The following is a 20857-nucleotide window of genomic DNA, read 5'->3' as shown; positions in this document are numbered from 1 at the left end:
TTGCGGGCGGGCCCACGCCCTCCCCAGGCCCCCTTTTCCCACAGGAGGATCGACGTGTCCCGCAGCCGGCTCGCACCCGGTGTCGAGGTTGTCGCCGTGCCCGGACGGGGCCTCGCCGTCCGTACGGCCGAGGGGGAGTTCCTCAGCGTCAGGACCGGGGACGCGGACGAGGACGCCCTGCTGTCCCGTCTCTCCGGTACGGCCGCGGGGGATCCGGACGACGAACTCGACCGCATCGTCCGGGCCTTCGAGGGCGCCGGGTATCTGGCGGACGCAGCGCGGAGCCCGCTGTGGCCCGCCGATCGCCGGGAGGTGCGGGTGCTGGGCGATCCGGTACTGACGGAACCGCTGGCCGCGCTCCTGCGCACGCTGGGCGCCGAGCCGACGAGAGCAGCTCCTGACGACCTGTCTGCCGGAAACCCCGCCGCCGTCGTGTGGTGCCTCGACGGGCCCGTCCCCGAAGGGCTGTGGGACGCCGCCGACCGGCTGCCCGAGCGCGGCATCGCCTGGCTGCGCTGCCACCGCGAGGGCTTGCAGGCCTACGTCGAACCCCTCGCCGCCACTCCCGGGGACGTCACCTCGGCACACGTCCGGGCCCGTCGGCTCGCCGCCACCCCCGCGTACCGCGAGCTGGCCGCCTACTGGAGCGGGCCGCGTACCTCCGGCGCGCCCGTTCACCTCACCGCCCCCGCTGCCGGGCTGCTGGCCGCCCTGCTCGCCGACGACCTCAGCCGGTGGATCACCGGCGCACCCGACACCGGCGACCTGCCCGCCCGGCGCCGGCTCCGGCGCGTCGACCTGCGCACGCTGACCGTCACCGAACACCCCGTGCTGCCCGTGCCCGACGTCGCCCCGATGCCGAAGAAGGCCGGATGACGTCGCTCGAAGCGCCGTTCACCGTGGTCGTCGAGGGCCTCGCCACCGACGTTCACCTCCCGGATGGCGAGGATCCCTTCCCGGCCGTCCTCGTCCGCACGCCGTACGACCGCAGACGGCACCGCGCCGAGCTGCGCGGCTGGGCCCGCCGCGGCTTCGCCGCACTGGCCCAGGACGTACGGGGCCGGTACGCGTCGCCGGGGGAGTGGCACCCGTACGAGAGCGAGGCCGCCGACGGAGCGGCGACCGCGCGCTGGATCCGCGGGCAGCCATGGAACGACGGGCGGCTGGTCGCCGTCGGCGCCTCCTACGCCGCCCACTGCGCCCTCGCCCTGGCTCTCGACGCGCCCGAGAACGCCCGGCCCGACGCCGTCATCGCCGCCGTGCCCGCGCTGGGCGCCGCCGAGACGGCTCGCGAACCGTCGGGTGTGGAACGGCTGCTGGCCCGCGCCGGATGGTGGGCCGCCCACGGCGACCGGCGGGACTCCGACGAGAGCGCCCTGGACAAGGCCCTCTCCGCCGACCCCGGTCTACTCACCCATCTGCCGCTGACCGGTCTTCCCGAGCGGCTCGGCCGGAGCCTGCCCTCCTGGCCGGGCCTGTGGCGGCACCACGGACGCGGCGGACTCCTCGCGGCAGCGGGGCACGCCGGGATGCCTCTGCTCGCCGTGGGCGGCCATCACGACCACTTCACCGAGGACACCGTCGCGCTGTGGCGCCGCTGGGGCGGTCCGTCGGCGCGGCTGCTGCTGGGACCCTGGGGGCACGGCCTCGTCGCCGAGCCCGGACCCGACGCCGATCCGGCGCACCGGGTGAGCCTCGGGGAGCTGTACGTGCGCTGGGCCCGCCGCGCCCTCGCCGGGGACCTCGGCCGCGGGCACCGCGGCGCGGTCGGCCTGGGCGGCAGCCCCTTGTGGATGCCGGCCGATACGGAGGGGGAGCCGCGCACGCAGAGAGTACGGCTGCTGCACGGCTCGTCCTTCACGGCCGCCCCCGAACACCCCGTGTCCTCCGAGGACTTGACCGTCCCCACGGACGGCCCGCCCGACCGCTGTCTGCTGGTCACCCCGCCGCTGCCGCGTCCGCTGGACGTGATCGGGGACGCGGAGGTCCGGCTGCGGGCCACCGCGCACACTCCGTCCGCCGACTGGGCCGTCCGGCTCGTCGCCCTCACGCCGCAAGGGGTGGCCCGGCGGCTCGCCGTCGGCGTCGTCCGACGCGAGGAACCACCAGGGAGGGCCGCCGAGTTCACCGTAGGGCTCGGCAGGCTCGCGCGGCGGCTGCGCGCGGGCACCCGGCTCCGCCTGGAGATCGCCGGGCACCACTTCCCGGCCCACGCCCGCAACCCGCACACCGGCGACGACCCGGTCACGGCCACCCGGCTGCTCCCCTCCCGGCGCGAGGTCGACCCCGGGAGCGTGGCGCTCCGGCTGCCCGTGCTCATGTCCCGTCCCACTGCCACCGATCCCGCAGAGGAGATCCCGCGATGACGGCGCTGCCGCTGGAAGCTCTCGTCGACCCCGTCTGCGGCATCGTCCGCAAGGTCAAGCCCGTCGAGCACCCGGCGGGCGCACCGCCCCGCTACACCGCGCTCACCGCCGAGATCGCCGACGCCCGCAGGCTCGGCCTGTGGCCCGCCGACCGGGTGTCGCTCGGCACGACCTTCGGCGACCCCGAGGGGGCTCGCACAGCGGCGATGGCGGAGGGGATCGAGCGGTACTGCGGCAACCGCGTGCCGCCGCCCGGCCACCCCGACGCGCCCCTGCGTGCCACGGCCGCCGAACTGGCCGAGAAGGGGTTGCGGCTGTACGGGCCGGGCGAGCTGCCGTCCTACGCCGACTGGCAGTACGCCCGTGAGAAGTTCCCGTACCGCCCCCTCACCGCCGACACGCCGTCCCTGTGGACGCGCGGCATCGAACGGCTGCCCGAGGGCCGGACCGCCGAGGTCTGGGCGCCCGTCGCCCTCACGCACCTCAACTGGCGCCAGGGCGAGCTGCGTTCGCTGCCGCGCACCCACCACCTCAACTACGCCGGAATAGCCACCGGGCAGGGCTTCGACGACGCGGTCGAGCGCGGCCTGCTGGAGATCGTCGAACGCGACGCCCTCGAACTGTGGTGGCACCTCGACGGCCCCACCCGCGGCATCGACCCGGCCACCGTGCCCGGCCTCACCGACGACCTGGCCGGATCAGCGCTCGACGTCCATCTCGTCGAGATGCCCTCGGAGTTCGCCCCCTGCATGGCCGCGCTCGTCCACGACCCGCGGCTCGGTCTGTACGCCGCCGGGTTCGCCTGCAAGTACGACCCGGCCGAGGCCGCCCGCAAGGCCGTCCTCGAAGCCGTCCACACCTGGGTCTTCACCCAAGGTCTCACCGACCCCGGCGGCTGGGTCTTCCAGGCCGTCGAGGCCGGGCTGCTGGCCCGAGGGCTGTACCTGGACCACCGTGCCGACGGCCGCTATCTCGACGTGTGCGGCGACCAGTTCGAGCACGTACGGGACCTGGGTGCGCACGTGCAGGTGTGGCTCGACGAGCGGATGGCGCCCGAGGCCCGGCGGTTCACCGGGCCCGCGCACGGGACCGTGTCCATCGACGCGGTCGAGCCCGGCAGCCGGGACCGGCTGGAACGTGCGCTGCACGAGGGCGGCCACCGCGTCATGACGTTCGACCTCACCACCGAGGACGTGGCCGAGACGTCCCTGCGCGTCGCGCGGGTCCTCGTCTCCGAGCTCCTCCCCAACGCCCCAGCCGCCTTCGGCTACTTCGGCTGCCCGCGCCTCGCCGACGCCGCCGTCGCCCGTGGCTGGCGGCCGACCGCACCGAGCGCGCCGGAGGACTTCACGCTGGCTCCTCCGCCGCACATGTGAGGGCCGCGCCGTGGAACACGCCGGTGAGGCCGGTCCCGGGGGACACGCTTGTGAGGCCGGTTCCGTGAAGCAGGTCCGTGAGGCCGGTCCCGTGAAGCACGCCCGTGAGGCCGCCCCCAGGGGACACGTCCGTGAGGCCGGTCCCGGGGAACACGCCCATGGGGCACGCCTCATGCAACCTGCACGCGAAGACCGTCCGGTGGACCTCGTCGCCGCCCTCGCCCGCGCCCGCTCCCCGGAGAATCCCGGCCCCGACACACCTGCCGGGCCCGCCGTCCGTGCCTGGCCGGGACCGCCGCTGCCCATACCGGAGGCCCGCGCCGGGGAGCTGGACCTGCGGGCCCTGCTCAGCCTCTCCCTTGCGGCCTCGGACGGCTCCGGGCGGCTGCGGCCCGCGCCCTCCGCGGGCGCGCTGCACCCGGTGGACGCCCGACTCGTCGTAGGCGCCGGCTGCCCGCTGCCGCCCGGGCGCTACGGCTACGACCCGCTGCGCCACCGCGTGCACCGCCTCGGCCGGGAACCCGACGGCGCGCTGCCCGGGGCGACCGTCGAACTCTCCGTCACCCCGCGACGCACGGTCTCCCACTACGGCCACCGCGCCTGGCCGCTGATGCTGCTGGACACGGGGCACGTTGTCGCTGCGCTGTGGCTCGCGGCCCGCGCGCTGGGCACCTGCGAGTCCCTGCCCCGGCTGGACGGGCTCGCCGAGGACCCTCTCGCCGCAGTGCACTTCGCCCCGCCTCAGGGAGGAGGCCGGGCTTCCCGGCCCGCCGGGGCGAGCATGGACGCGCCCGCCCCCCGCGAGCTGCTGGCCCGTCGCAGCGCCCCGCCACCGCTACGGGGCACCCCGCCCCCTGACGTACTGCGTGCGCTGCTCGCCACCGCCGTCCAGGCGAGCGCCGGTGAGCTCGCCTGGTGCGCCGCCGTCGGCGAACCGCGGCCCGAACTGGTCGAGTTGGCCCCCGACGGCACACTGCGGCGCCTCGCGGCGGGCGAGGCCCGGCCGACGCTCGCCGTCTGGGCCGCGGGTCAGGCATGGCTCGCGGACGCGGGCGCCGTCCTGCTCGCCTACGGCTGCCCCTCGGACGCCGACGCTCCGCGGATCCGCCGAGCGCACCTACGGGCCGGTTTCGCCGTTCACCTGGCCCACCTGACCGCCGTACGACACGGGTCGGCCGCCCGCCCCGTCGGCTCCTGGCAGCAGGCGGACCTGGGCGCCGCGCTCGGCGCCGCACCGGGCCGGGACTGGATCGTCCACGGCCTGGCCCTCGGCACCACCCACCCCGACGAGGAGAAGACCTCGTGATCGTCCACCCCGAGCTGCGCCGCGCCGCACGTCACGCACGGCACCCCCTGCTCGCGGCCACCCTCCTGCAGGGGGCCGTCACCCTCACCCACCTGGCGCAGGCCGTGCTGCTGGCGCTCGCCCTCGCCGACCTGGCCCGCGGTGACACGGACCGGCTCCCGCTGCTCCTCGGCGCGGTGCTCGGCGTCGTCGCCGCACGCGCCGGGCTCGGCAATTGGCAGCGGCGCACCGCCACCCGTGCCGGGGCCGGCGTCAGGGTGGCGCTGCGGGACGAACTCCTCGCCCACCTCGGACGGCTGGGACCCGCGCACCTGACCACCGCGCGCGCCGGGGCCGTCCGCACCACCCTGGTCGACGGCGTGGAGGGCGTCGACGCCTACGTCTCCCGCTACCTGCCCCAGCTCCTGATCACCCTCACCGTGCCGCCCCTGCTGCTCACGGCCTTGGCGGTCATCGAACCGGCCGCCCTCCTCGGCCTCGTCCCCGCCCTGCTGCTCGCCCTCGCCGGGCCGCGCGCCTGGGACCGGCTGCTGGCCGAGCGCGGCAAGGAGCACTGGGACACGTACGAGGGGCTGGGCGCCGACTACCTGGAAGCACTGCAGGGCATGCCCGCCCTGCGGGCCGCGGGCGCCGTCGGGCGCACCCGGGAGCGGCTGGAGCAGCGTTCGGCGGCGCTGCACCGGGCCACCGTCGCCAAACTGCGCGTGTCCCTCGTCGACACCGGCATCACCGACCTGGCCATCCAGGGCGGCACCGCGGCCGCCGGGCTCCTCGCCTGCTGGTCGGCCGTCACCGGATCCACCACGGCGACCGGCACGTACCTGGTGCTGCTGCTGGCCTCCGAGTGCTTCCGGCCGGTCCGCGACCTGTCCCGCGAATGGCACGCCGGGTACCTGGGCGTGTCGGCCGCGGACGGGCTAGCGGCGCTGCGCACCGCCGAACCCGCCGTCCCCGACACCGGAACGGCACCGGCACACTGGCCGAGCCCGCCCGAACTGTGCTTCGAGGACGTCGAGTTCACTTATGACGGTGCCGAGACGCCCGCGCTCCGCGACGTCACCTTCACCGCCGAGGCAGGGCGTACGACCGCGATCGTCGGCCCTTCGGGCGCCGGCAAGTCCACGCTTCTCGCCCTGCTCCTGCGCCATCACGACCCGCAAGGTGGCCGGATCTCCCTCGACGGCCGCGCCGTGACCGCGTACGCGCTGGACTCGCTGCGGCAGGGCATCGCCGTCGTCTCCCAGGAGACGTACCTCTTCCACGCCACCATCGCCGACAACCTGCGCCTGGCCCGGCCGGACGCCACGGACGACGCGCTGATGCGCGCGGCCCGCACCGCCGGGATCCACGACGAGATCGCCGCCCTCCCCGACGGCTACGCCACCGTGCTCGGCGAACGGGGCGCCACCCTGTCCGGCGGCCAGCGGCAGCGGCTCGCCCTCGCCCGCGCCCTGCTGGCCGACGCTCCGGTGCTCGTCCTCGACGAGGCCACCAGCGCGGTCGACGAACGCCGTGAGGCGGACATCGTCCGCGAGTTGCTCGACGCCGCGGGCGGCCGGACCGTCCTGGTGGTCGCCCACCGGCTCGCCGCCGTCCGGCACGCCGACCGCATCGTCGTCCTCGACGGCGGACGCGTGGACGCCGTCGGCGAGCACACCACCCTCGTCCAGGCCGGGGGCGTCTACGCGGAGCTCGTCAAGGCGGGCCACGCTCACCAGGGAGGGCTCGCCGCATGAGCACCACCACCACCGATCGCGGTACCGCCGACATGCCCGCGCGCGGCTCACTGCGCGCCCTGCTCCCCGCCCTCGCCGGGCACCGGATCATGATGGCCCGCACCTGTGCCGCCGCACTCGTCGAACAGGGCTCGCTCGTCACGCTGCTGACGCTCGCCGCGCACACCGTCGGAACCGCCGTCATCGAGGACCGCGCCCCCTCGGCGGGTACGGTCGGCGCGCTCATCGTCCTGGTCCTCGTACGCGCCCTGATGACCTGGCGCGAGATGGACCTCAGCCACGACCTGGCCTACCGGGTGCTGGCCGAACTGCGGGTGCGCGTCTTCGACGGGCTCGCCCGCAGCGCGCCCGCCCGCGTCGCCGGCCGGCGCAGCGGAGACCTGGCCGCCACCGCCATGGCCGACGTCGAGGCACTGGAGTTCTTCTACGCCCACACCACCGCCCAACTCCTCGCATCCGGCGTGGTGTTCACCGGCGGTGCCGCCGTGCTGGCCACGGTGGAGCCATGGCTGCTGGTGGCGGTGCTGCCGGTCGCCGCGCTGCTCGCCGTGGCGCCCTTCGCCGACGCGCGCGGACGCGCGGCGCGCGGAGCCCGCACCCGGGCGGCCTCGGCGAAGCTGTCGGCCGACACCGTGGAGACCGTCGACGGGCTGCGTGAGCTGCTCGCCTTCGGCGGGCTTGCCGAGCGGCGCCGCCGACTCGCAGAGCAGGGCCGGCGGGTGGGGGAGGCCCAGCGTGCCGAGGCCACCTGGGAGGCGATGGCCGCCGCGGTCCGTGACCTCCTCATCGTGGTCGCGGTCCTCGGCGTGGTGGCCGCCGCGGCACAGTCCGTGACCTCCGGGCGGCTGCACGGCGCTTGGGCCCCGGCGGCGATGGCGCTGGCCCTGTCCGTGCTGGGCCCGGTCGCCGAGTCGGCCAGGGCACTGAGCCAGGCAGTGGGACTGCGCGCTGCCGCCGCCCGGGTCGACGCGGCCCTGAAGGCGCCCGCGCTCGCCCCGCCGCCCGCCTCGCCCCGTCCGCTGCCCTCCGGTCCGCTGGGCGTCCGGCTGCACCGGGTGAGCTTCGACTACGGCGGTCACTCCGTGCTGGACGGAGTCGAGTTGACGGTCCGCGCGGGGCAGACCCTCGCGCTGGTCGGCGCCTCGGGGGCCGGCAAGTCGACGTGCGCCCACCTGCTGGCCCGCTTCTGGGACCCGTCCTCGGGCACCGTCCACCTGATACCCGGCGACGGCGATCCCGTGGACGTACGTGACGTGAGCGATGCCGAGCTCCGGCGCGCGGTCGCCGTGGTGGGCCAGGACACCCCCCTCTTCCACGGCACCCTCGCCGACAACCTGCGGCTCGCCGCACCCGACGCGGACGACGACCTCCTCGCCGAAACGGCCCGGTTGTGCGGCGTCGACCGGATCGCCCCCATGGACACCCTCGTCGGCGAGCGCGGCTCCACCCTCTCCGGCGGCCAGCGCGCCCGGATCGCTCTCGCCCGCGCGCTGCTGGCCGAGCCGAGAGTCCTGGTGCTCGACGAGACCACCGCCCACCTGGACAACGCCAGTGACGCCGAACTCGCCACCGCTCTCGGCAAGGAAGGCCGCACCACGGTCGTCATCGCCCACCGCCCCGCCACCATCCGCCGCGTCGATCGCATCGCCGTTCTCGAAGCCGGCCGCATCGCGGAGGAAGGCACCTGGGAGGAACTCACCGCCCGCCCCGACAGCGCGCTGGGCCGCGTCCTCGCCGTCACCCCGTCCCGACCTGAGCCGGAGAAACGAGTCTCCGACTCACGTCACTAGGACTCTGCCAGCCACGCCAGCATGCGGCCCTGCGACCAGCAGCGGCCGATGGCCTCGGCGCGCAGAGCCGACTGCTCGAACACCGCCAGGCCGATGATGCTGTGGCCGGAGGCGCGGCGATCACCCAGTGTCGGAATCGCCGGCGCGACTCCGACGCCCTCGACCGACACCCACGCCACCGCCCGGCCGGTCGCCGCTTCGTCGAGGCGGTGCAGGAAGCGCAGGCGGCTCTCGAGCGTGAACTGCGACAGCGCCCACGTCGTGGTGACGACAGGCAGGGCGTCCGCGGGCACACGGGCGAAGGCTTCGGGCAGCACCTCGACGGGGTCACCTTGCAGCAGCAGCGGAGGTGCCGTCGCCGCCAGCGCCATCTCCGCATCGAGCCTCGCCAGCCGCTCCCGCTGATCCGGCCACAGGCAGGCGCGCAACCATCGGGCCTCATCCGCGTCGGTCACGTCAACCGGATCGAGATCGACGCCCACCCGGGCGACGACCTCGGGCATCGCCCGCGTCGGGACGGGCCGGTCGCCCACGGTCGAAGACGACATCTGGACGGGAGACGACGGGTCGCCCAGCGATGGTCCGTTGCTGTACGTGAGGCCCACGCGATCGACATTGAGATTGAGCCCGGCCGAACAGCCCACGTCGATCAGCCCCACCGCGTGCGCGCCCACCCGGCGCGCCGCCTCGGCAATGGCCGGATACAGCACGGCGCAGCGTCCGGTCTCGTTGGGCCGCGTCTTCCGGCGCACGGCGACGGCCACGACCGAGTCGGTCATTCGCAACAGCGTGTCGATCGCCGCGCGAGCGGCAGCGTCGCCGTCCGCGGCGGCATGGGCCGCGGCAAGCGCCGGGGCGTGTCCGGCGAGGGCGAGGTCGTGCAGCGCGGCGAGGATCACGGTGGGGTGCCGCCTGCGCGCCGGCGCCGCCTCGATGGCGCGCAGCGCCTCGTCGGACTCACTCAGGGCGACGGCGACGCGCGCGTACAGCGGCGATGTTTCGGCGGCATCGACCTCACCAAAGCGTCGGTACACCTGAGCGAGTGTGCGGGCCCTACCCACGGGTGCAGCGCTCCCTGCGGTCGGTCTTGACATCCCGACGAGTCTAGCCCTTGGGAAGTCGCGAACCTCAGCTGCTGTGCCGGCGAAGGGAGTTGACCACGTCGTCGGCCAGTTCCGTCGGATTCACGGTGATGTGGAAATGCGAGCCGGGACGCACGCGGGTAGTGAAGGCGCCCGTCGTGATCTCTCCCCACGCGGCAAGCGGCGCCGGATCGACGGTCCGATCGCCGTCGCCGTGATAGCAGCGAACGGGGCAGGAGAGAGGGCGTCGTCCCGCCGCGGCGGGACGGTAGACCTCGCTGGCGCGAATGTCGGAACGGAGGATCGGCAGCATCAGCTCACGCAACTCGTCATTGGCCGCGATCTCTGGATCGGTGCCGCCGAGTCCGCACACGGTGGCCCAGAACTGCTCGTCGGATTCCTGATGTGTGCGACCGCCGCCAGCGAGCGGAGGGGCTGCCGAGCCCGACACGAAGAGGTGCCGCGGTTCCCGGCCACGGTCCCGGAGCAGGACGGCTGTCTCGTACGCGACCAGCGCGCCCAGGCTGTGCCCGAACAGCGCGCAGGGCGTCGGGTCCATCCTGAGCAGCTCGGCCGCGACGGAGGAGCTCATCTCCCTGACCGTCTCGACCATCGGCTCGCCGAGCCTGTCTCCCCGGCCGGGGTACTGCACGCCGTACAGCGCGATCTCCGGCGGCATCGCGGGAGCCCACGGCGCGAAAGTGGTCGCGGAGCCCCCGGCGTGCGGGAAGCACACCACCCTCGCGGCCGGACGGGGCACCTCATGGAACGGCCGCAGCCAGTCACGTTGGCGAGTTCGGTGCTGCATGTTCCGGAGCATCGCAGGACGGCGGAGGCTCCGGCGAGGGATCTTTCAGTTCTCATTCAGCGCGAGGTAGCCGGCGAGTTGGGCGGCCGCGTCCAGCATGGCCAGGCCGCGAGCGGTGACGCGCTGCCGCCAGTCGTCGAGGGCCGCGGCCAGCGCCTGCGTGTCCCCGGCCGTTCGTACCTGCTGGACCACGGTGGCGATCAGCTCGAGCGGGTAGCCGCCGCGCCGCAGGAAGTGTGCGAGCTCCGCGTCGCGGATGTCGTCGGCGTCGTACGTGCGATGCCCCGTCTCCGGCCGGCGGACGGGAGCCAGTACGCCCACCGCCTCCCACTTGCGGATGGTCGCCACGCTGACGCCGAGGCGATGGGCGAGCTCCCCGATGCTGAACGGCTGGGTGTTCCTCGGGGCGCGCCAGGCGGCGTTCGAACGCCTCGTCAGATGGGTCAGGACCTCGTCGACGGCGTCCAGGGTTCCCCGGTCCCGCAGAAGCTCGGCATGGCTGCGGTCGATGGCGGTCAACGCGTCGTTGAGCCGTCCCGCGACGACATCACGCATGATCGTGCCGGCCTCGGCGTACCCGTGCGCCGGGACGAGCGCCCGGTACGCCCGCAGGGCCGCGGCGTGCTTCTCGGTATACCGCCGGTAGCCGGTCTGCGTACGCTCGGCGGGGGGAAGGAGGCCGTCGCGCTCGTAGTTGCGCACGGTTTGCGCCGAGATGCCGTGCCGCCGGGCGAGATCGGCAGGTCGGAAATGTGCCACGTTTGAGACTCTACAGCTTTCTTTCAAGGTACTTCACGGGCAAAGGTTCAACTGGTTGTGCAGGTGTAGATTCCAGGCCCAGCACGCCGGAATGCGTTGGTCCCTTGGAAAGGAACCTGGATGCCAGCAGCGATCGAAGTAGCTGGACTGTGCAAGAAATTCGGCTCGGTGACCGCCCTGGATCACCTCGAACTCAGCGTGCCCGAGGGCACCGTGCACGGTCTTCTCGGGCCCAACGGTTCGGGCAAGACGACCACCGTGCGCGTCCTGAGCACCCTTCTCAGGCCTGACGAGGGCAAGGCCGAGGTGTTCGGCTTCGACGTGCGCAGGAACCCCCTCCAGGTGCGCTCCATCATCGGCCTGACGGGTCAGTACACCGCGGTCGACGACATGCTGACCGGCCGGGAGAACCTGCACATGATCGGCAGGCTGTTCCGGATGTCCACCGCGGACGCCAAGACCCGGGCGAATGAACTGCTGGAGCGTTTCGACCTGGTCGGGGCGGCCGACCGGCAGGCAAAGACGTACTCGGGCGGCATGCGCCGCCGGCTGGACCTCGCCGCCAGCCTCATGGGGCGGCCCTGGCTCATCTTCCTCGACGAGCCCACCACCGCCCTCGACCCGCGCAGCCGCATGGACGTGTGGCGCACCGTGAAGGAGCTGGTGGCGGAAGGCACCACCGTCCTGCTCACGACGCAGTACCTGGAGGAGGCCGACCACCTCGCCGACTCACTGTCCGTGATCGACAACGGCGAGATCATCGCCGGCGGTACACCGGACCAGCTCAAGGCTCAGGTCGGCCAGGCGTGGGCCGATGTCACTCTCGTCGACGTCGCCGCCGTCGACGCGACGGCGCGCATCCTGCGGGAGACGCTGGGCACCGAGCCGGTCGGCGACGCGGAGACGATGCAGGTGCACGCGCCCCTGTCCGCCGGCATGACGCTGAACGAACTGCTCGACCCGTTGCGGGACGCCGGGATCGCGATCGCGGACGTGGCCGTGCGCCGGCCCACGCTCGACGACGTGTTCCTCGCCTTCACCGGGCACACCGCGGCGGCCCGGGCCTCCGAGAACGCCGACACCAAGAAGAAGGGCGGTAAGCAGTGATGGCCTCCACGTCCTTGGACTCGCGGCTCGACACCACGGAGCTCGGCGCCACCGACGCACAGCAGCGCAGCGGCCTGACATGGTGGCTGTCCGACGCGTGGCAGATGGCGCTGCGCAACTTCCGGCACCTGATGCGCAGCCCCGAACTGGTGATGTTCTCGCTGGTCCAGCCGGTCATGTTCATCCTGCTGTTCGCCTACGTGTTCGGCGGGGCGATCAACGTCGAGGACGGCAACTACCCGCAGTTCCTGCTGCCCGGCATCCTGGTGCAGATGGTGCTGTTCGGTTCCGTCGCCGGCACCACGATCGGCATCGCCACCGACATGGAGCGCGGCCTGATGGACCGGTTCCGCTCGATGCCGATGAGCCGTTCCGCGGTCCTCGTCGGCCGTACGGTGTCGGAGGTCGTCCGCAACGTCGTGGCTGTGCTGGTCGTCGTGCTCATGGGCCTGCTGATCGGCTTCCGCTTCCAGGGCGGGTTCCTGCCCGCCCTCGGCGGCGTCGCGCTGCTGCTGCTGTTCGGCTACGCGCTCACCTGGGTCGGTGCCATGATCGGCCTGTCGGTGCCCAACGCCGAGGCGGCCCAGTCGGCAGGCCTGATCTGGATCTTCCCGTTCAGCCTGATCTCGTCCGCGTTCGTACCCACCAACTCGATGCCGGGCTGGCTCCAGGTGTACGCCGATGCCAGCCCCATGACCACGACCGTCAACGCACTGCGCGACCTGTTCAACGGGAACGCGGCGGGAACGGACGTCCTGCTGACGGTCGGCTGGTCCGTCCTGCTGGTCGCGGTCTTCGCCCCGCTCGCCACCCGCAAGTACAGCCTGCACTCCAAGTGAGCACCGTCCGCGGGACCTCCGGCCCGCGGACGCCGTCTGTCCCGGTCAGCACAATGTCCCCCTCCCGGTGATGCCTCAACGGCACCGCCCGGAGGGGGACCACTACGCGGTTGCTTCGACGTCAACAGCGCCCGGGTCAGCCCGCACGCCGGGGCTTGTCCCACCAACCAGCGGTGTTGTACGTGCGTCCCTCGCCCGCCGCGACGGCGAAACCGGCGGACCGGCCCGAGGAGTTGACCGCCAGGACGTACGAGCCCAGGTTCTTGTCGCCGAGATCGGTCGTGCGCCCCCGGCCCGGCTCCCACATGACCGCGGTGAACGGGAACGCGGACGAGGTGGGGAAGTCGCGGATGCCCACGATCTGGCCGCGGTCGTTGACCTCGTACGCCACGCGACCGGGCAGTGCGACCGGATCGGCGTTCGGACTCGGCCAGTAGACGGCGGTGGACGCCCCGCCGGGCGCGCTGATTTGCCAGCCGACGATCAGCCCGTTCTCGTTGCGGTCGGTGGCGAACGAATCGGGTCCGCCGGAGAGCTGACGCGGGGTGAGCGTGCCGGGCTCCCACACCACCGCCGTGTGGTGCCATCGCTGCTCGCCGACCTCGGTCACCACACCGCCGGCCACCCCGCCGCGCTCGTCGAGCGTGCGCGCGAGCGACACGGGCCCGTCGGCCGACGGATCGAGCGTCGGGAGCGCGGTGTACGTGCGGCTCGCCGGGTCCCACAGGAACGACCCCACGGGGAGGCCCACGCCCGCCGCGTTGGTGCCGACGACGAGCACCGTGCCCTTGTCGTTGATGTCGACGGCCTGGGCGCCGTCGGCCCCGGGCGGCAGCGGCAGGACGTCCAGCCCGGTGTGTGCCCGCCAGACGAAGGGCTCCAGCCGCTGGCCGCTGCCCGGCGCTCCGAGGGTGCCGACCACGGTGCCCGACCGGTTGACACCCTCCGCTCGCGAACTGCGCGGCTCGGACGGCGTGATGTCGGTCAGCCGGCCGCCGTGGACGCGGGGGTTCATGATGAACGCGTGGGTCGCCCGGGAGCCCGGGACCGCCGTCGCGCCCACGATGTCACCGCGGTCGTTGAGGTCGGTGGCCTCGCTCTGGGTGCCGGTCCCGGCGAGCGATCCGATGTCGTGGAACCCGCCGGCCGCCTTGGCCGGCGAGCCCCGCAGCCCGGCCGGTACGACGCCGGCCGGCCGGTCGCCGTCGGCGCCGGGGTTCATCACGAGGGGGGCGGTGGTCCGGGTGCCCGGGAGCGGCGTCATGCTCGCGACGTCGCCGCGGTCACCGATGCCCCAGGCCGGCGACTCCATGCCCTGGTAGCAGCCCGTCGTCATCAGCACCACCAGCGCGGCGGCCGCCAGGGGCCGTGATCTCCTCACCATGTCACCCTCACCGGTCGCCGTGGCCGCGCATCAGGCGGCGCAGGTTGTAGTGGGCGACCTGGCGGCCGAGCGTGGCGCCGACCTCGTCGGAGAACCGGAAGTGGACGCCCGCCAGGACGCGGGCGTCGACGTTCTCCTGCGTCAGCGCCCACCACGGCGTCCCGCGCCGGTACTGGCGGGTCACGGTCCGGCCGTCGCCCCGCGGATACGTGATCGAGAACGCCGCCGGAACGAGGGGCCCGACGAGTCGCGTGAGCACCTGCTCGGCGGCGCCGGCGGTGACGGCATGGCCGCTCGGGTACTCCGGGTGCGGGGGCGACAGCAGGTACGGGGCCCAGTCGGGGTCGGGAGCGGTGCGGGGATCACCGTCGGTGTCCGCGGCGTGGATGGCCGTGACCGGCCGCCAGTGCAGGTAGGCGTACTTGGCCTCGAACGTGGCGATGCTGGCGTCGACGATGGCCGCGCCGAGCGCCGCCAGCAGCCGCACCTTGCTTCGCCGGGAGCGGTCCGGGTCACCGGCCAGCAAACGGAGCACCGGCACGTACTGCGTCATGGGGTCCAGCCACGCCAGGTCGCTCTGCTCCTCGGTCCGCTCGGAGACCTGCCCGCCGAAGCGCTGCACCTCGTTGAGGTCCCGTCGGTACCTGCTCGTGCCCAGCGCCGGCGGCGGAGCCGGCCGGAACCGATCGGCCCGGCCGAGCAGGAACGGGCGCGCCCGGCCGTACCCGGCCCCGACCAGCATGGTCGCCCCGGGCGTGAGCCGGTAGACCCCGGGTGCCTCGGGCGGCAGCGTGAACGGCGCGTTCACCGACGCGATGTCGAGGCCGTCACCGGTGCGCGCCGTGACCATCGCCGCCGCGGCCTCCCGGCCGGCGGCGATGCCCGCCTCCTTGGCCGCGCCCGCGGCCAGCCCGGACAGCGAATCGCTCAGCACGCCGTCGAGCTTGGCCGCCTGGTCGGGGACGAGCGCCTTCAGCACGTCGTGCACCGCGGTCGCCGTGGCGGCGTCCTCGAACACCGCCCGCTGCTGCCACGACCGTGCCGACGCCGCCCGTCGCGAGCCCAGCGCCGACCACGCCGCCATCCAGCTCATCGCCCACATCCGCTCGGGCAGCCCGGCCGTCGGGGACGCCCGGAACGTCGTCAGCATCTCGTCGAACCACCGGCCCACGACATCCGGGCGGGAACCGGTCCGGGGGGACGCCAGGGGAGCGGCCTGAGCCCCGGTGGCGGACAGAGCCGCGAAGCCCGCGACGCCGGCCGCGGAGATCAGCAAACTGCGCCGCGAGGTCCCCGCGGTGAGGGGTGATATGGAGGATCCGGACGATCCTGTCGTCATCGCCATGCCTTTCCATCGTGTTCGTGGTTGGGGGTTCGGGGTTCGGAGCCGGGATTCGGAGCCGGGTCGGCCACGGCCCGGGACCCGTTCACAGCCGGCGCAGGAGGGCCGCCCGGTCGACCTTGCCCGTGCTGGTCAGGGGCAGTTCGTCGAGGGCGACGACGCGGGTGGGGACCATGTACGACGGCAGGATCGCCCGCAGCGCGCCGACGATCTCGGACTTGGGCAGCGGCTCGGCCGTCGGGACGTAGAAGGCGGCCAGCGTCCGTCCGCGAGGCCCCGAGGGCGCCACCACCGACGCGGCCCGGATGCCCGGGCACTGGAGGAGGGCGCTTTGCACCTCGCCCAGTTCGATCCGGTAGCCGCGCACCTTGACCTGGTCGTCGAGGCGGCCCAGGAACTCCAGGTCGCCGCTCGGCAGCCACCGCGCGCGGTCACCGGTGTGGTACATGCGCTCGCCGGGACGGTGGGCCCACGGGTCGGGCAGGAACCTGGCGGCCGTGAGGTGCGGGGACCTGGCGTAGCCCAGCGCCACGCACTGCCCGGCGATGTACAGATCGCCCTCCTCGCCGACGGGACAGGGCCGCAGACCGCCGTCGAGCACGTAGTACCGGGCGTTCTGCATCGGTGTGCCGTACGGGATGCTCGGCCATGCCGGGTCGACGTCGCCCACCCGGTAGTGGTTCGACCAGACGGTGCACTCCGTGGCGCCGCCCAGCGCCACCACCTGGGCCCGCGGGAAGGCGGCCCGGATCTGGTCGGGCAGCGGCACCGGGACCCAGTCGCCGCTGAGGAGCACCAGGCGGAGCGTGTCGCGTCCGGCCGGCTCACGGACCTGGACGAAGGGCATGACCATGCCCAGGGCGGCGGGCGCCGAGTCCCAGATCGTGATGTCCTCCTGCTCGAGCACGTCCACCAGACTGTCCGGCTCGGCCAGTTCCGCCGTCGACGCCGGCCGCACGGACGCGCCGGCCGCCAGCACGCCGAAGATGTCGTAGACCGACAGGTCGAAGCAGAAGGACGTGACGAACAGGATTCTGTCGGTGGGCCCCACGTCGTAGGTGCGGTTCATCCAGTCGATGAGGTTCACCACCGACCGGTGGGTGACCACGACGCCCTTGGGCGCACCGGTCGAGCCGGACGTGAAGATGGTGTAGCAGACGTCGTCGGCCGCCGGGCCGGCGGTGAGGGGATCGGCCGGGCGCAGCTCGACGTGGTGTCCGGTCCACAGCGGCTCCCGCCCCGGCGCCGCCCGGACGCGGGACGGCGCCACGCGGATCACGGCGTCGTACCGGTGGGCCAGCTCGCCGGCGAACACCTCGGCCCGGCGGCGGTGGACCCGGGCCTCGGCCACCCCGGGCAGGAGTTCGGGCAGGCGCTCGACGAAGTGGGGTGACACCCGGACGCCGGCGTAGGTGTCCAGCTCGGGATCGATGAGGTCGGCGAGCACGATGACGCCGTCGTCGGCGAGCAGGCCGAGGAGCGAGTCGAGGACGCCGATCAGATAGTCGAGGTCCGGCATGAACTGCACCGTGCTGGCCAGCACGACGACGTCGAACGGACCGTGCACCCGCTCGGCGACCTCGTGGGCGAAGCACACCACGCCCTCGACCTCGCCCCCGGAGCGGGCCCCGCCCTCCTGGCTCCGGGTCACGGACACCGGTGAGGGGTCCACGGCGACGTAGCGGGAGGCTCGCGGCGCCAGGGCTTCGACGATCAGGCCCGAACCGCATCCGATCTCGAGGATCGCGGGCCGCTCGGCGGCCGTCGCGCCCAGCACGAACGAGGCGACATGGTCGCGGTAGCCCAGCACGTCCTGCTCGTCGAAGGGCCGTTCCGAGCGGCGCATGTTGAAGCCGGCGGCCTCCAGCTGGTCGGGAGCGCTCGCCATGAAGTCGAAGAACTTGGTGACCCGCTCACGCTGGAAGGTGGCCGACCACGAGGACTCCTCGGGGATGTCGGGGCACAGCACGTGCCGCAACGACGGCACCTCCCACCGCAGTTCCTGCACGGAGGGCAGATGGGCGCGGTCGGTGAGCACCGCCGCCACGTCGAGCCGGTCGAGCAGCTCGACCACGCGGCGCGCGGGCCACGCCGGATCGAGGGGGACGTAGGCGGCGCCGCACTTGAGCACGGCCAGCAGCCCGACGAGGGCCGACACGTCACGCTCGCCGTAGAGGGCCACGCTGTCGCCCCGGCCCAGTCCGAGGTCGCGCAGCAGCCGCGCCAGCCGGTTGGAGCGGCGGTCCAGCTCGCCGTGCGTGAGGACCTGCTTGTCGGACGTCACGATCGCCGGGCGGTCCGGGTGCCGCCGGGCGGCGTCGGCGAGCAGGTCGGGGATGGTGGCGTCGTCGCGGAACGGCCGTACGGTCTCGTTCCACCCGTTCCTGGGAGCGCCCGAAGCGGAGGCCGGCGGGATGCTCATCGGGCGAGCGATCCGAAGGCCTCGTCGGCCGCCAGCACGTCCGTCAGCTCGTTCACCGTCGGGTGGTCGAAGAAGAGCCGCAGCGACAGGCGCGTGCCGGCCAGCGCCCCGAGCTTGGCCATGATGTCGGCGATCAGCAGGGAATGCCCGCCGACCTCGAAGAAGTCGTCGTCGTCGGCGAAGTCGTCGTGCCCCAGCGCGTCGGCCCACTCGGCCCGCACATGAGCGTGCAGCAGCCCACGCTGCGTGCCGTCGTGGCCGTCGTGATCCGGGCTCGCCATCCCGCCCGATCGGATGTCGTTCACCACTCGCTCCAGCGTCCTCTCACGGTGCACTGCGTCGTCGGCCGACGGCCGCGGCCGCGCGGCCCCCCCGTCGCCGAACAGGTGGCGGATCGTCGCCGTCACGAGCGGTGAGTCCGCTGACTCCTGGTCGGACCGAGCAGGTCGCGGGCGGCGGGATCGTCGGATGCGGGGTCCGTGACGGCCCCATCGGGGTGTCAGTCTCGCCGTGGCGTTCCGCAGTTGTCCGAGGATCTTTCAGAGGTCAGTCAGGGTTGCCGCCCCTGGACGGTGCGCACTGGTCATCCTCACGTACATGGGAACGAAGACGAGAAACCGTTGGTTCGTCGGTGCCCCTCGCGGTGAGAGCAGAGGGTGCGTGTTGTACGCCTTTCCGCAGGCGGGCGCCGGCGTGACCACAGTGCGTCCGCTGTGCGTCGAACTCGCGGACACGTTCGACACCTTCGGCGTGCGCCTGCCGGGGCGGGAGTCCCGGCTCGATGACCCGATGGAAACCGTCATGCCCGTGCTCGCCGACAAGCTCGTCGACGAACTGCTCCGCCATGCCCAGGGACGGCCGGTGGTGCTGTACGGTCACTGCGCCGGCTCGGTGATCGCCTACGAGGTGGCGCGGCGCCTGGACCCCGCCCAGGTGCGAGGACTGGTCACCTCGTCCTACCAGGCGCCCGGCAGCGTTCGGCGCGAGCCCACGTGGCGGCGGCCGCGGCAGGAGTTCTTCCAGCAGGTCGTGACCGACGGCTATCTCCCGCCGGAGATCCTCGCCAACCAGGAAATGCTCGACATCGTCGAGCCCGCCCTGCGTGCCGACTACGAACTCATCGAGACCTACGAGCTGGAGGTGTTCGAGAGCGGGGCGGCCGTCGAACGGGTGTCGGCTCCGACGGTGGCCGTGTTCGGCCGCGACGACCACACCATCGACCCCGTCAACATCGAGGCGTGGTCGGGGTTCACCACCGGGCCGTTCCGGATGGTGTCGCTGGCGGGGGGCCACGACCTGCCGAGCAGCCGGCCGGCGGAGCTCGCGGCGGTCATCCGCGAGGGCCTGACGACCGGAGCCTGAGCCCGGCCCTCGTGCCGATGGACGAGTGCGGCGCGAACAGGCCGCGCTCGTTGTCGGCGGGTGAGCGCGGCGACCGGTTCGTCCGGCAGGGCCAGCAGTGACGTGTTCGGCGTCGGCGCTCGCGCTACCCGCGCCGGGCGCCGCCAAGGGATGCGAGGGCCCCGGTTGCGAGAGCCCCGTGGCCCGGCCGCGCGCCTGCGGGAACCCGACGTGCGGAACGCACCGGTCGGCCTCCGGACCACCGGACCGGGCTCAACCCCGCCATCCGCCGTACCCGTTCAGGCCGGCTCCCGGCCCAGAACGTCCGCGACCAGCCCGGCGACGTCGGTGGCCACGTGGAAGTGCCCGCCCGGCCGCACCCTCAGCGTGAACTCCCCCGACGTGCTGTCGGCCCACTCCGTCAGCTGCTTCTCGTCCACCAGCGGATCACCGTCGCCGTGGTAGCAACTCACCGGGCACGCCAGCGGCTTGGTCTCGGAGCGAGGCCGGTAGGTCGCGTGCGCTCGCAGGTCCGAGCGCAGCGTCGGCGCCAGCAACTCGCGCAGCTCCTCGTTCTCCGCGATCCCGGGGTCGATGCCGCCCAGCGCGTACAGGGCCGTCCAGAACTCGTCGTCGGGTGCCAGGTGGATGTCCCGGTTGCGCATGTGGCCGGGTGGGAGACAGGCGGAGGCGCACAGCCTCCTCGGCTCAGCGCCCATGTCCCGCAGCAGCAGGGCGGTCTCGTAGGCCACCAGCGCGCCCAGGCTGTGCCCGAACAGCACCTGGTCGCAGGTGGGCAGCCGGAGCAACTCCAACACGACGCGGCCGGCCATCTCGGCCACGTCGGCCACGAGCGGCTCGCCGAACCGGTCACCGCGCCCGGGGTACTGGACGGCCACGAGTTCCACGCCGGGCGGCATCGCGGGTGCCCATTCGGCGAAGGCGGTCGTCGAACCTCCGGAGTGCGGGAAGCACACCATGCGGACGGCGGGAGTCTCGACCTTGGCCAGTGTCCGTATCCAGCCTTGTTGCCGCATCCGGCTCATCGATCCGTCCTTCTCGGTAGCCGACCGTCTTGAAACCGCATCGTTTGTCCTTCCGGTGCCCGTCACGTGAATCGCGAAAGAGATAGGTAAGACATCGCCGGGCGGTGCGATCGGTCATGCACACCGGCTTCTGGCGGACATCTTTCAGGCGCT

17 protein-coding genes are annotated in these 20857 nt (G+C 73.4%); 9 read left to right on the top strand and 8 right to left on the bottom strand.

What is annotated here, in order from left to right:
- Positions 1-54 precede the first annotated feature (54 nt).
- The 6 genes from HJD23_RS09155 (at position 55) to HJD23_RS09130 (ending at position 8574) form a co-directional block, all read left to right on the top strand.
- Positions 55-876 (top strand): hypothetical protein, encoded by an 822-nt coding sequence (locus HJD23_RS09155; protein ID WP_171116213.1) that lies wholly within the window; start codon positions 55-57, stop codon positions 874-876.
- Positions 873-2366: a CocE/NonD family hydrolase gene (locus HJD23_RS09150; protein WP_171116211.1), complete on the top strand. Its 1494-nt coding sequence runs from the start codon at positions 873-875 to the stop codon at positions 2364-2366. The genes HJD23_RS09155 and HJD23_RS09150 overlap by 4 nt, the downstream gene beginning before the upstream one ends.
- Positions 2363-3742 (top strand): YcaO-like family protein, encoded by a 1380-nt coding sequence (locus HJD23_RS09145; RefSeq protein ID WP_171116210.1) that lies wholly within the window; start codon positions 2363-2365, stop codon positions 3740-3742. The genes HJD23_RS09150 and HJD23_RS09145 overlap by 4 nt, the downstream gene beginning before the upstream one ends.
- A gap of 172 nt (positions 3743-3914) precedes the next feature.
- Positions 3915-5048, top strand: coding sequence for a SagB/ThcOx family dehydrogenase (locus tag HJD23_RS09140; RefSeq protein WP_171116208.1), 1134 nt, complete (start codon positions 3915-3917; stop codon positions 5046-5048).
- On the top strand, positions 5045-6784 hold the full coding sequence (locus HJD23_RS09135) for an ABC transporter ATP-binding protein (protein ID WP_171116206.1): 1740 nt from the start codon (positions 5045-5047) through the stop codon (positions 6782-6784). The genes HJD23_RS09140 and HJD23_RS09135 overlap by 4 nt, the downstream gene beginning before the upstream one ends.
- On the top strand, positions 6781-8574 hold the full coding sequence (locus HJD23_RS09130) for an ABC transporter ATP-binding protein (protein WP_171116204.1): 1794 nt from the start codon (positions 6781-6783) through the stop codon (positions 8572-8574). Before HJD23_RS09135 ends, HJD23_RS09130 begins: the two co-directional genes overlap by 4 nt.
- On the opposite strand, the gene HJD23_RS09125 is transcribed toward HJD23_RS09130, so the two are convergent.
- The 3 genes from HJD23_RS09125 to HJD23_RS09115 form a co-directional block, all read right to left on the bottom strand.
- The gene (locus tag HJD23_RS09125) at positions 8571-9608 is read right to left on the bottom strand and encodes a DUF2332 domain-containing protein (protein WP_197972487.1); all 1038 of its coding nucleotides are present in this window, start codon (positions 9606-9608) and stop codon (positions 8571-8573) included. The genes HJD23_RS09130 and HJD23_RS09125 overlap by 4 nt on opposite strands.
- 94 nt (positions 9609-9702) lie before the next feature.
- Positions 9703-10464 carry an alpha/beta fold hydrolase gene (locus HJD23_RS09120; RefSeq protein WP_240980979.1) on the bottom strand — a complete coding sequence of 254 codons (762 nt, stop codon included), beginning with the start codon at positions 10462-10464 and terminating at the stop codon, positions 9703-9705.
- A 45-nt stretch (positions 10465-10509) separates the two neighbouring features.
- Positions 10510-11223: a TioE family transcriptional regulator gene (locus HJD23_RS09115; protein WP_171116199.1), complete on the bottom strand. Its 714-nt coding sequence runs from the start codon at positions 11221-11223 to the stop codon at positions 10510-10512.
- 120 nt (positions 11224-11343) lie between these two features.
- Here HJD23_RS09115 and HJD23_RS09110 point away from each other — a divergent pair, with 120 nt between their 5' ends.
- Together HJD23_RS09110 and HJD23_RS09105 are read left to right on the top strand one after the other, a co-directional pair.
- Positions 11344-12330, top strand: a complete 987-nt coding sequence (locus tag HJD23_RS09110; protein WP_171116197.1) for an ATP-binding cassette domain-containing protein — start codon at positions 11344-11346, stop codon at positions 12328-12330.
- Positions 12330-13169, top strand: a complete 840-nt coding sequence (locus HJD23_RS09105; RefSeq protein ID WP_171116195.1) for an ABC transporter permease — start codon at positions 12330-12332, stop codon at positions 13167-13169. Before HJD23_RS09110 ends, HJD23_RS09105 begins: the two co-directional genes overlap by 1 nt.
- A gap of 136 nt (positions 13170-13305) precedes the next feature.
- On the opposite strand, the gene HJD23_RS09100 is transcribed toward HJD23_RS09105, so the two are convergent.
- The 4 genes from HJD23_RS09100 to HJD23_RS09085 form a co-directional block, all read right to left on the bottom strand.
- Positions 13306-14553 (bottom strand): hypothetical protein, encoded by a 1248-nt coding sequence (locus HJD23_RS09100; protein ID WP_171116193.1) that lies wholly within the window; start codon positions 14551-14553, stop codon positions 13306-13308.
- A 7-nt stretch (positions 14554-14560) separates the two neighbouring features.
- Positions 14561-15898: a vanadium-dependent haloperoxidase gene (locus tag HJD23_RS09095; protein WP_171116192.1), complete on the bottom strand. Its 1338-nt coding sequence runs from the start codon at positions 15896-15898 to the stop codon at positions 14561-14563.
- A gap of 82 nt (positions 15899-15980) precedes the next feature.
- Positions 15981-18317 carry an amino acid adenylation domain-containing protein gene (locus HJD23_RS09090; protein ID WP_171116190.1) on the bottom strand — a complete coding sequence of 779 codons (2337 nt, stop codon included), beginning with the start codon at positions 18315-18317 and terminating at the stop codon, positions 15981-15983.
- A complete protein-coding gene (locus HJD23_RS09085) occupies positions 18314-18622 on the bottom strand; it encodes an acyl carrier protein (protein WP_171116188.1) in 309 nt (102 codons plus the stop codon). The genes HJD23_RS09090 and HJD23_RS09085 overlap by 4 nt, the downstream gene beginning before the upstream one ends.
- A 292-nt stretch (positions 18623-18914) precedes the next feature.
- Between HJD23_RS09085 and HJD23_RS09080 the strand changes: the two genes are divergently transcribed.
- On the top strand, positions 18915-19679 hold the full coding sequence (locus HJD23_RS09080) for an alpha/beta fold hydrolase (protein ID WP_232107654.1): 765 nt from the start codon (positions 18915-18917) through the stop codon (positions 19677-19679).
- Positions 19680-19957: 278 nt separating this feature from the next.
- On the opposite strand, the gene HJD23_RS09075 is transcribed toward HJD23_RS09080, so the two are convergent.
- Positions 19958-20704 (bottom strand): alpha/beta fold hydrolase, encoded by a 747-nt coding sequence (locus tag HJD23_RS09075; RefSeq protein WP_171116184.1) that lies wholly within the window; start codon positions 20702-20704, stop codon positions 19958-19960.
- Between the last annotated feature and the right edge of the window lie 153 nt (positions 20705-20857).

The sequence above is a fragment of the Streptomyces sp. Z423-1 genome (genome assembly GCF_013009255.1).
In the GTDB taxonomy this organism is placed as follows: Bacteria; Actinomycetota; Actinomycetes; order Streptomycetales; family Streptomycetaceae; genus Streptomyces; species Streptomyces gossypiisoli.
This window is presented reverse-complemented; position numbering and strand designations above follow the sequence as displayed.

Bases quoted from the DNA above. Each gene is read 5' to 3' on its own strand.
- HJD23_RS09130 (WP_171116204.1), top strand. From the start codon at position 6,781: ATGAGCACCACCACCACCGATCGCGGTACCGCCGACATGCCCGCGCGC.
- HJD23_RS09110 (WP_171116197.1), top strand. From the start codon at position 11,344: ATGCCAGCAGCGATCGAAGTAGCTGGACTGTGCAAGAAATTCGGCTCG.
- HJD23_RS09075 (WP_171116184.1), bottom strand. From the start codon at position 20,704: ATGAGCCGGATGCGGCAACAAGGCTGGATACGGACACTGGCCAAGGTC.
- HJD23_RS09105 (WP_171116195.1), top strand. From the start codon at position 12,330: ATGGCCTCCACGTCCTTGGACTCGCGGCTCGACACCACGGAGCTCGGC.
- HJD23_RS09095 (WP_171116192.1), bottom strand. From the start codon at position 15,898: ATGGCGATGACGACAGGATCGTCCGGATCCTCCATATCACCCCTCACC.
- HJD23_RS09120 (WP_240980979.1), bottom strand. From the start codon at position 10,464: ATGCAGCACCGAACTCGCCAACGTGACTGGCTGCGGCCGTTCCATGAG.
- HJD23_RS09080 (WP_232107654.1), top strand. From the start codon at position 18,915: ATGGGAACGAAGACGAGAAACCGTTGGTTCGTCGGTGCCCCTCGCGGT.
- HJD23_RS09090 (WP_171116190.1), bottom strand. From the start codon at position 18,317: ATGAGCATCCCGCCGGCCTCCGCTTCGGGCGCTCCCAGGAACGGGTGG.
- HJD23_RS09140 (WP_171116208.1), top strand. From the start codon at position 3,915: ATGCAACCTGCACGCGAAGACCGTCCGGTGGACCTCGTCGCCGCCCTC.
- HJD23_RS09100 (WP_171116193.1), bottom strand. From the start codon at position 14,553: ATGGTGAGGAGATCACGGCCCCTGGCGGCCGCCGCGCTGGTGGTGCTG.
- HJD23_RS09150 (WP_171116211.1), top strand. From the start codon at position 873: ATGACGTCGCTCGAAGCGCCGTTCACCGTGGTCGTCGAGGGCCTCGCC.
- HJD23_RS09145 (WP_171116210.1), top strand. From the start codon at position 2,363: ATGACGGCGCTGCCGCTGGAAGCTCTCGTCGACCCCGTCTGCGGCATC.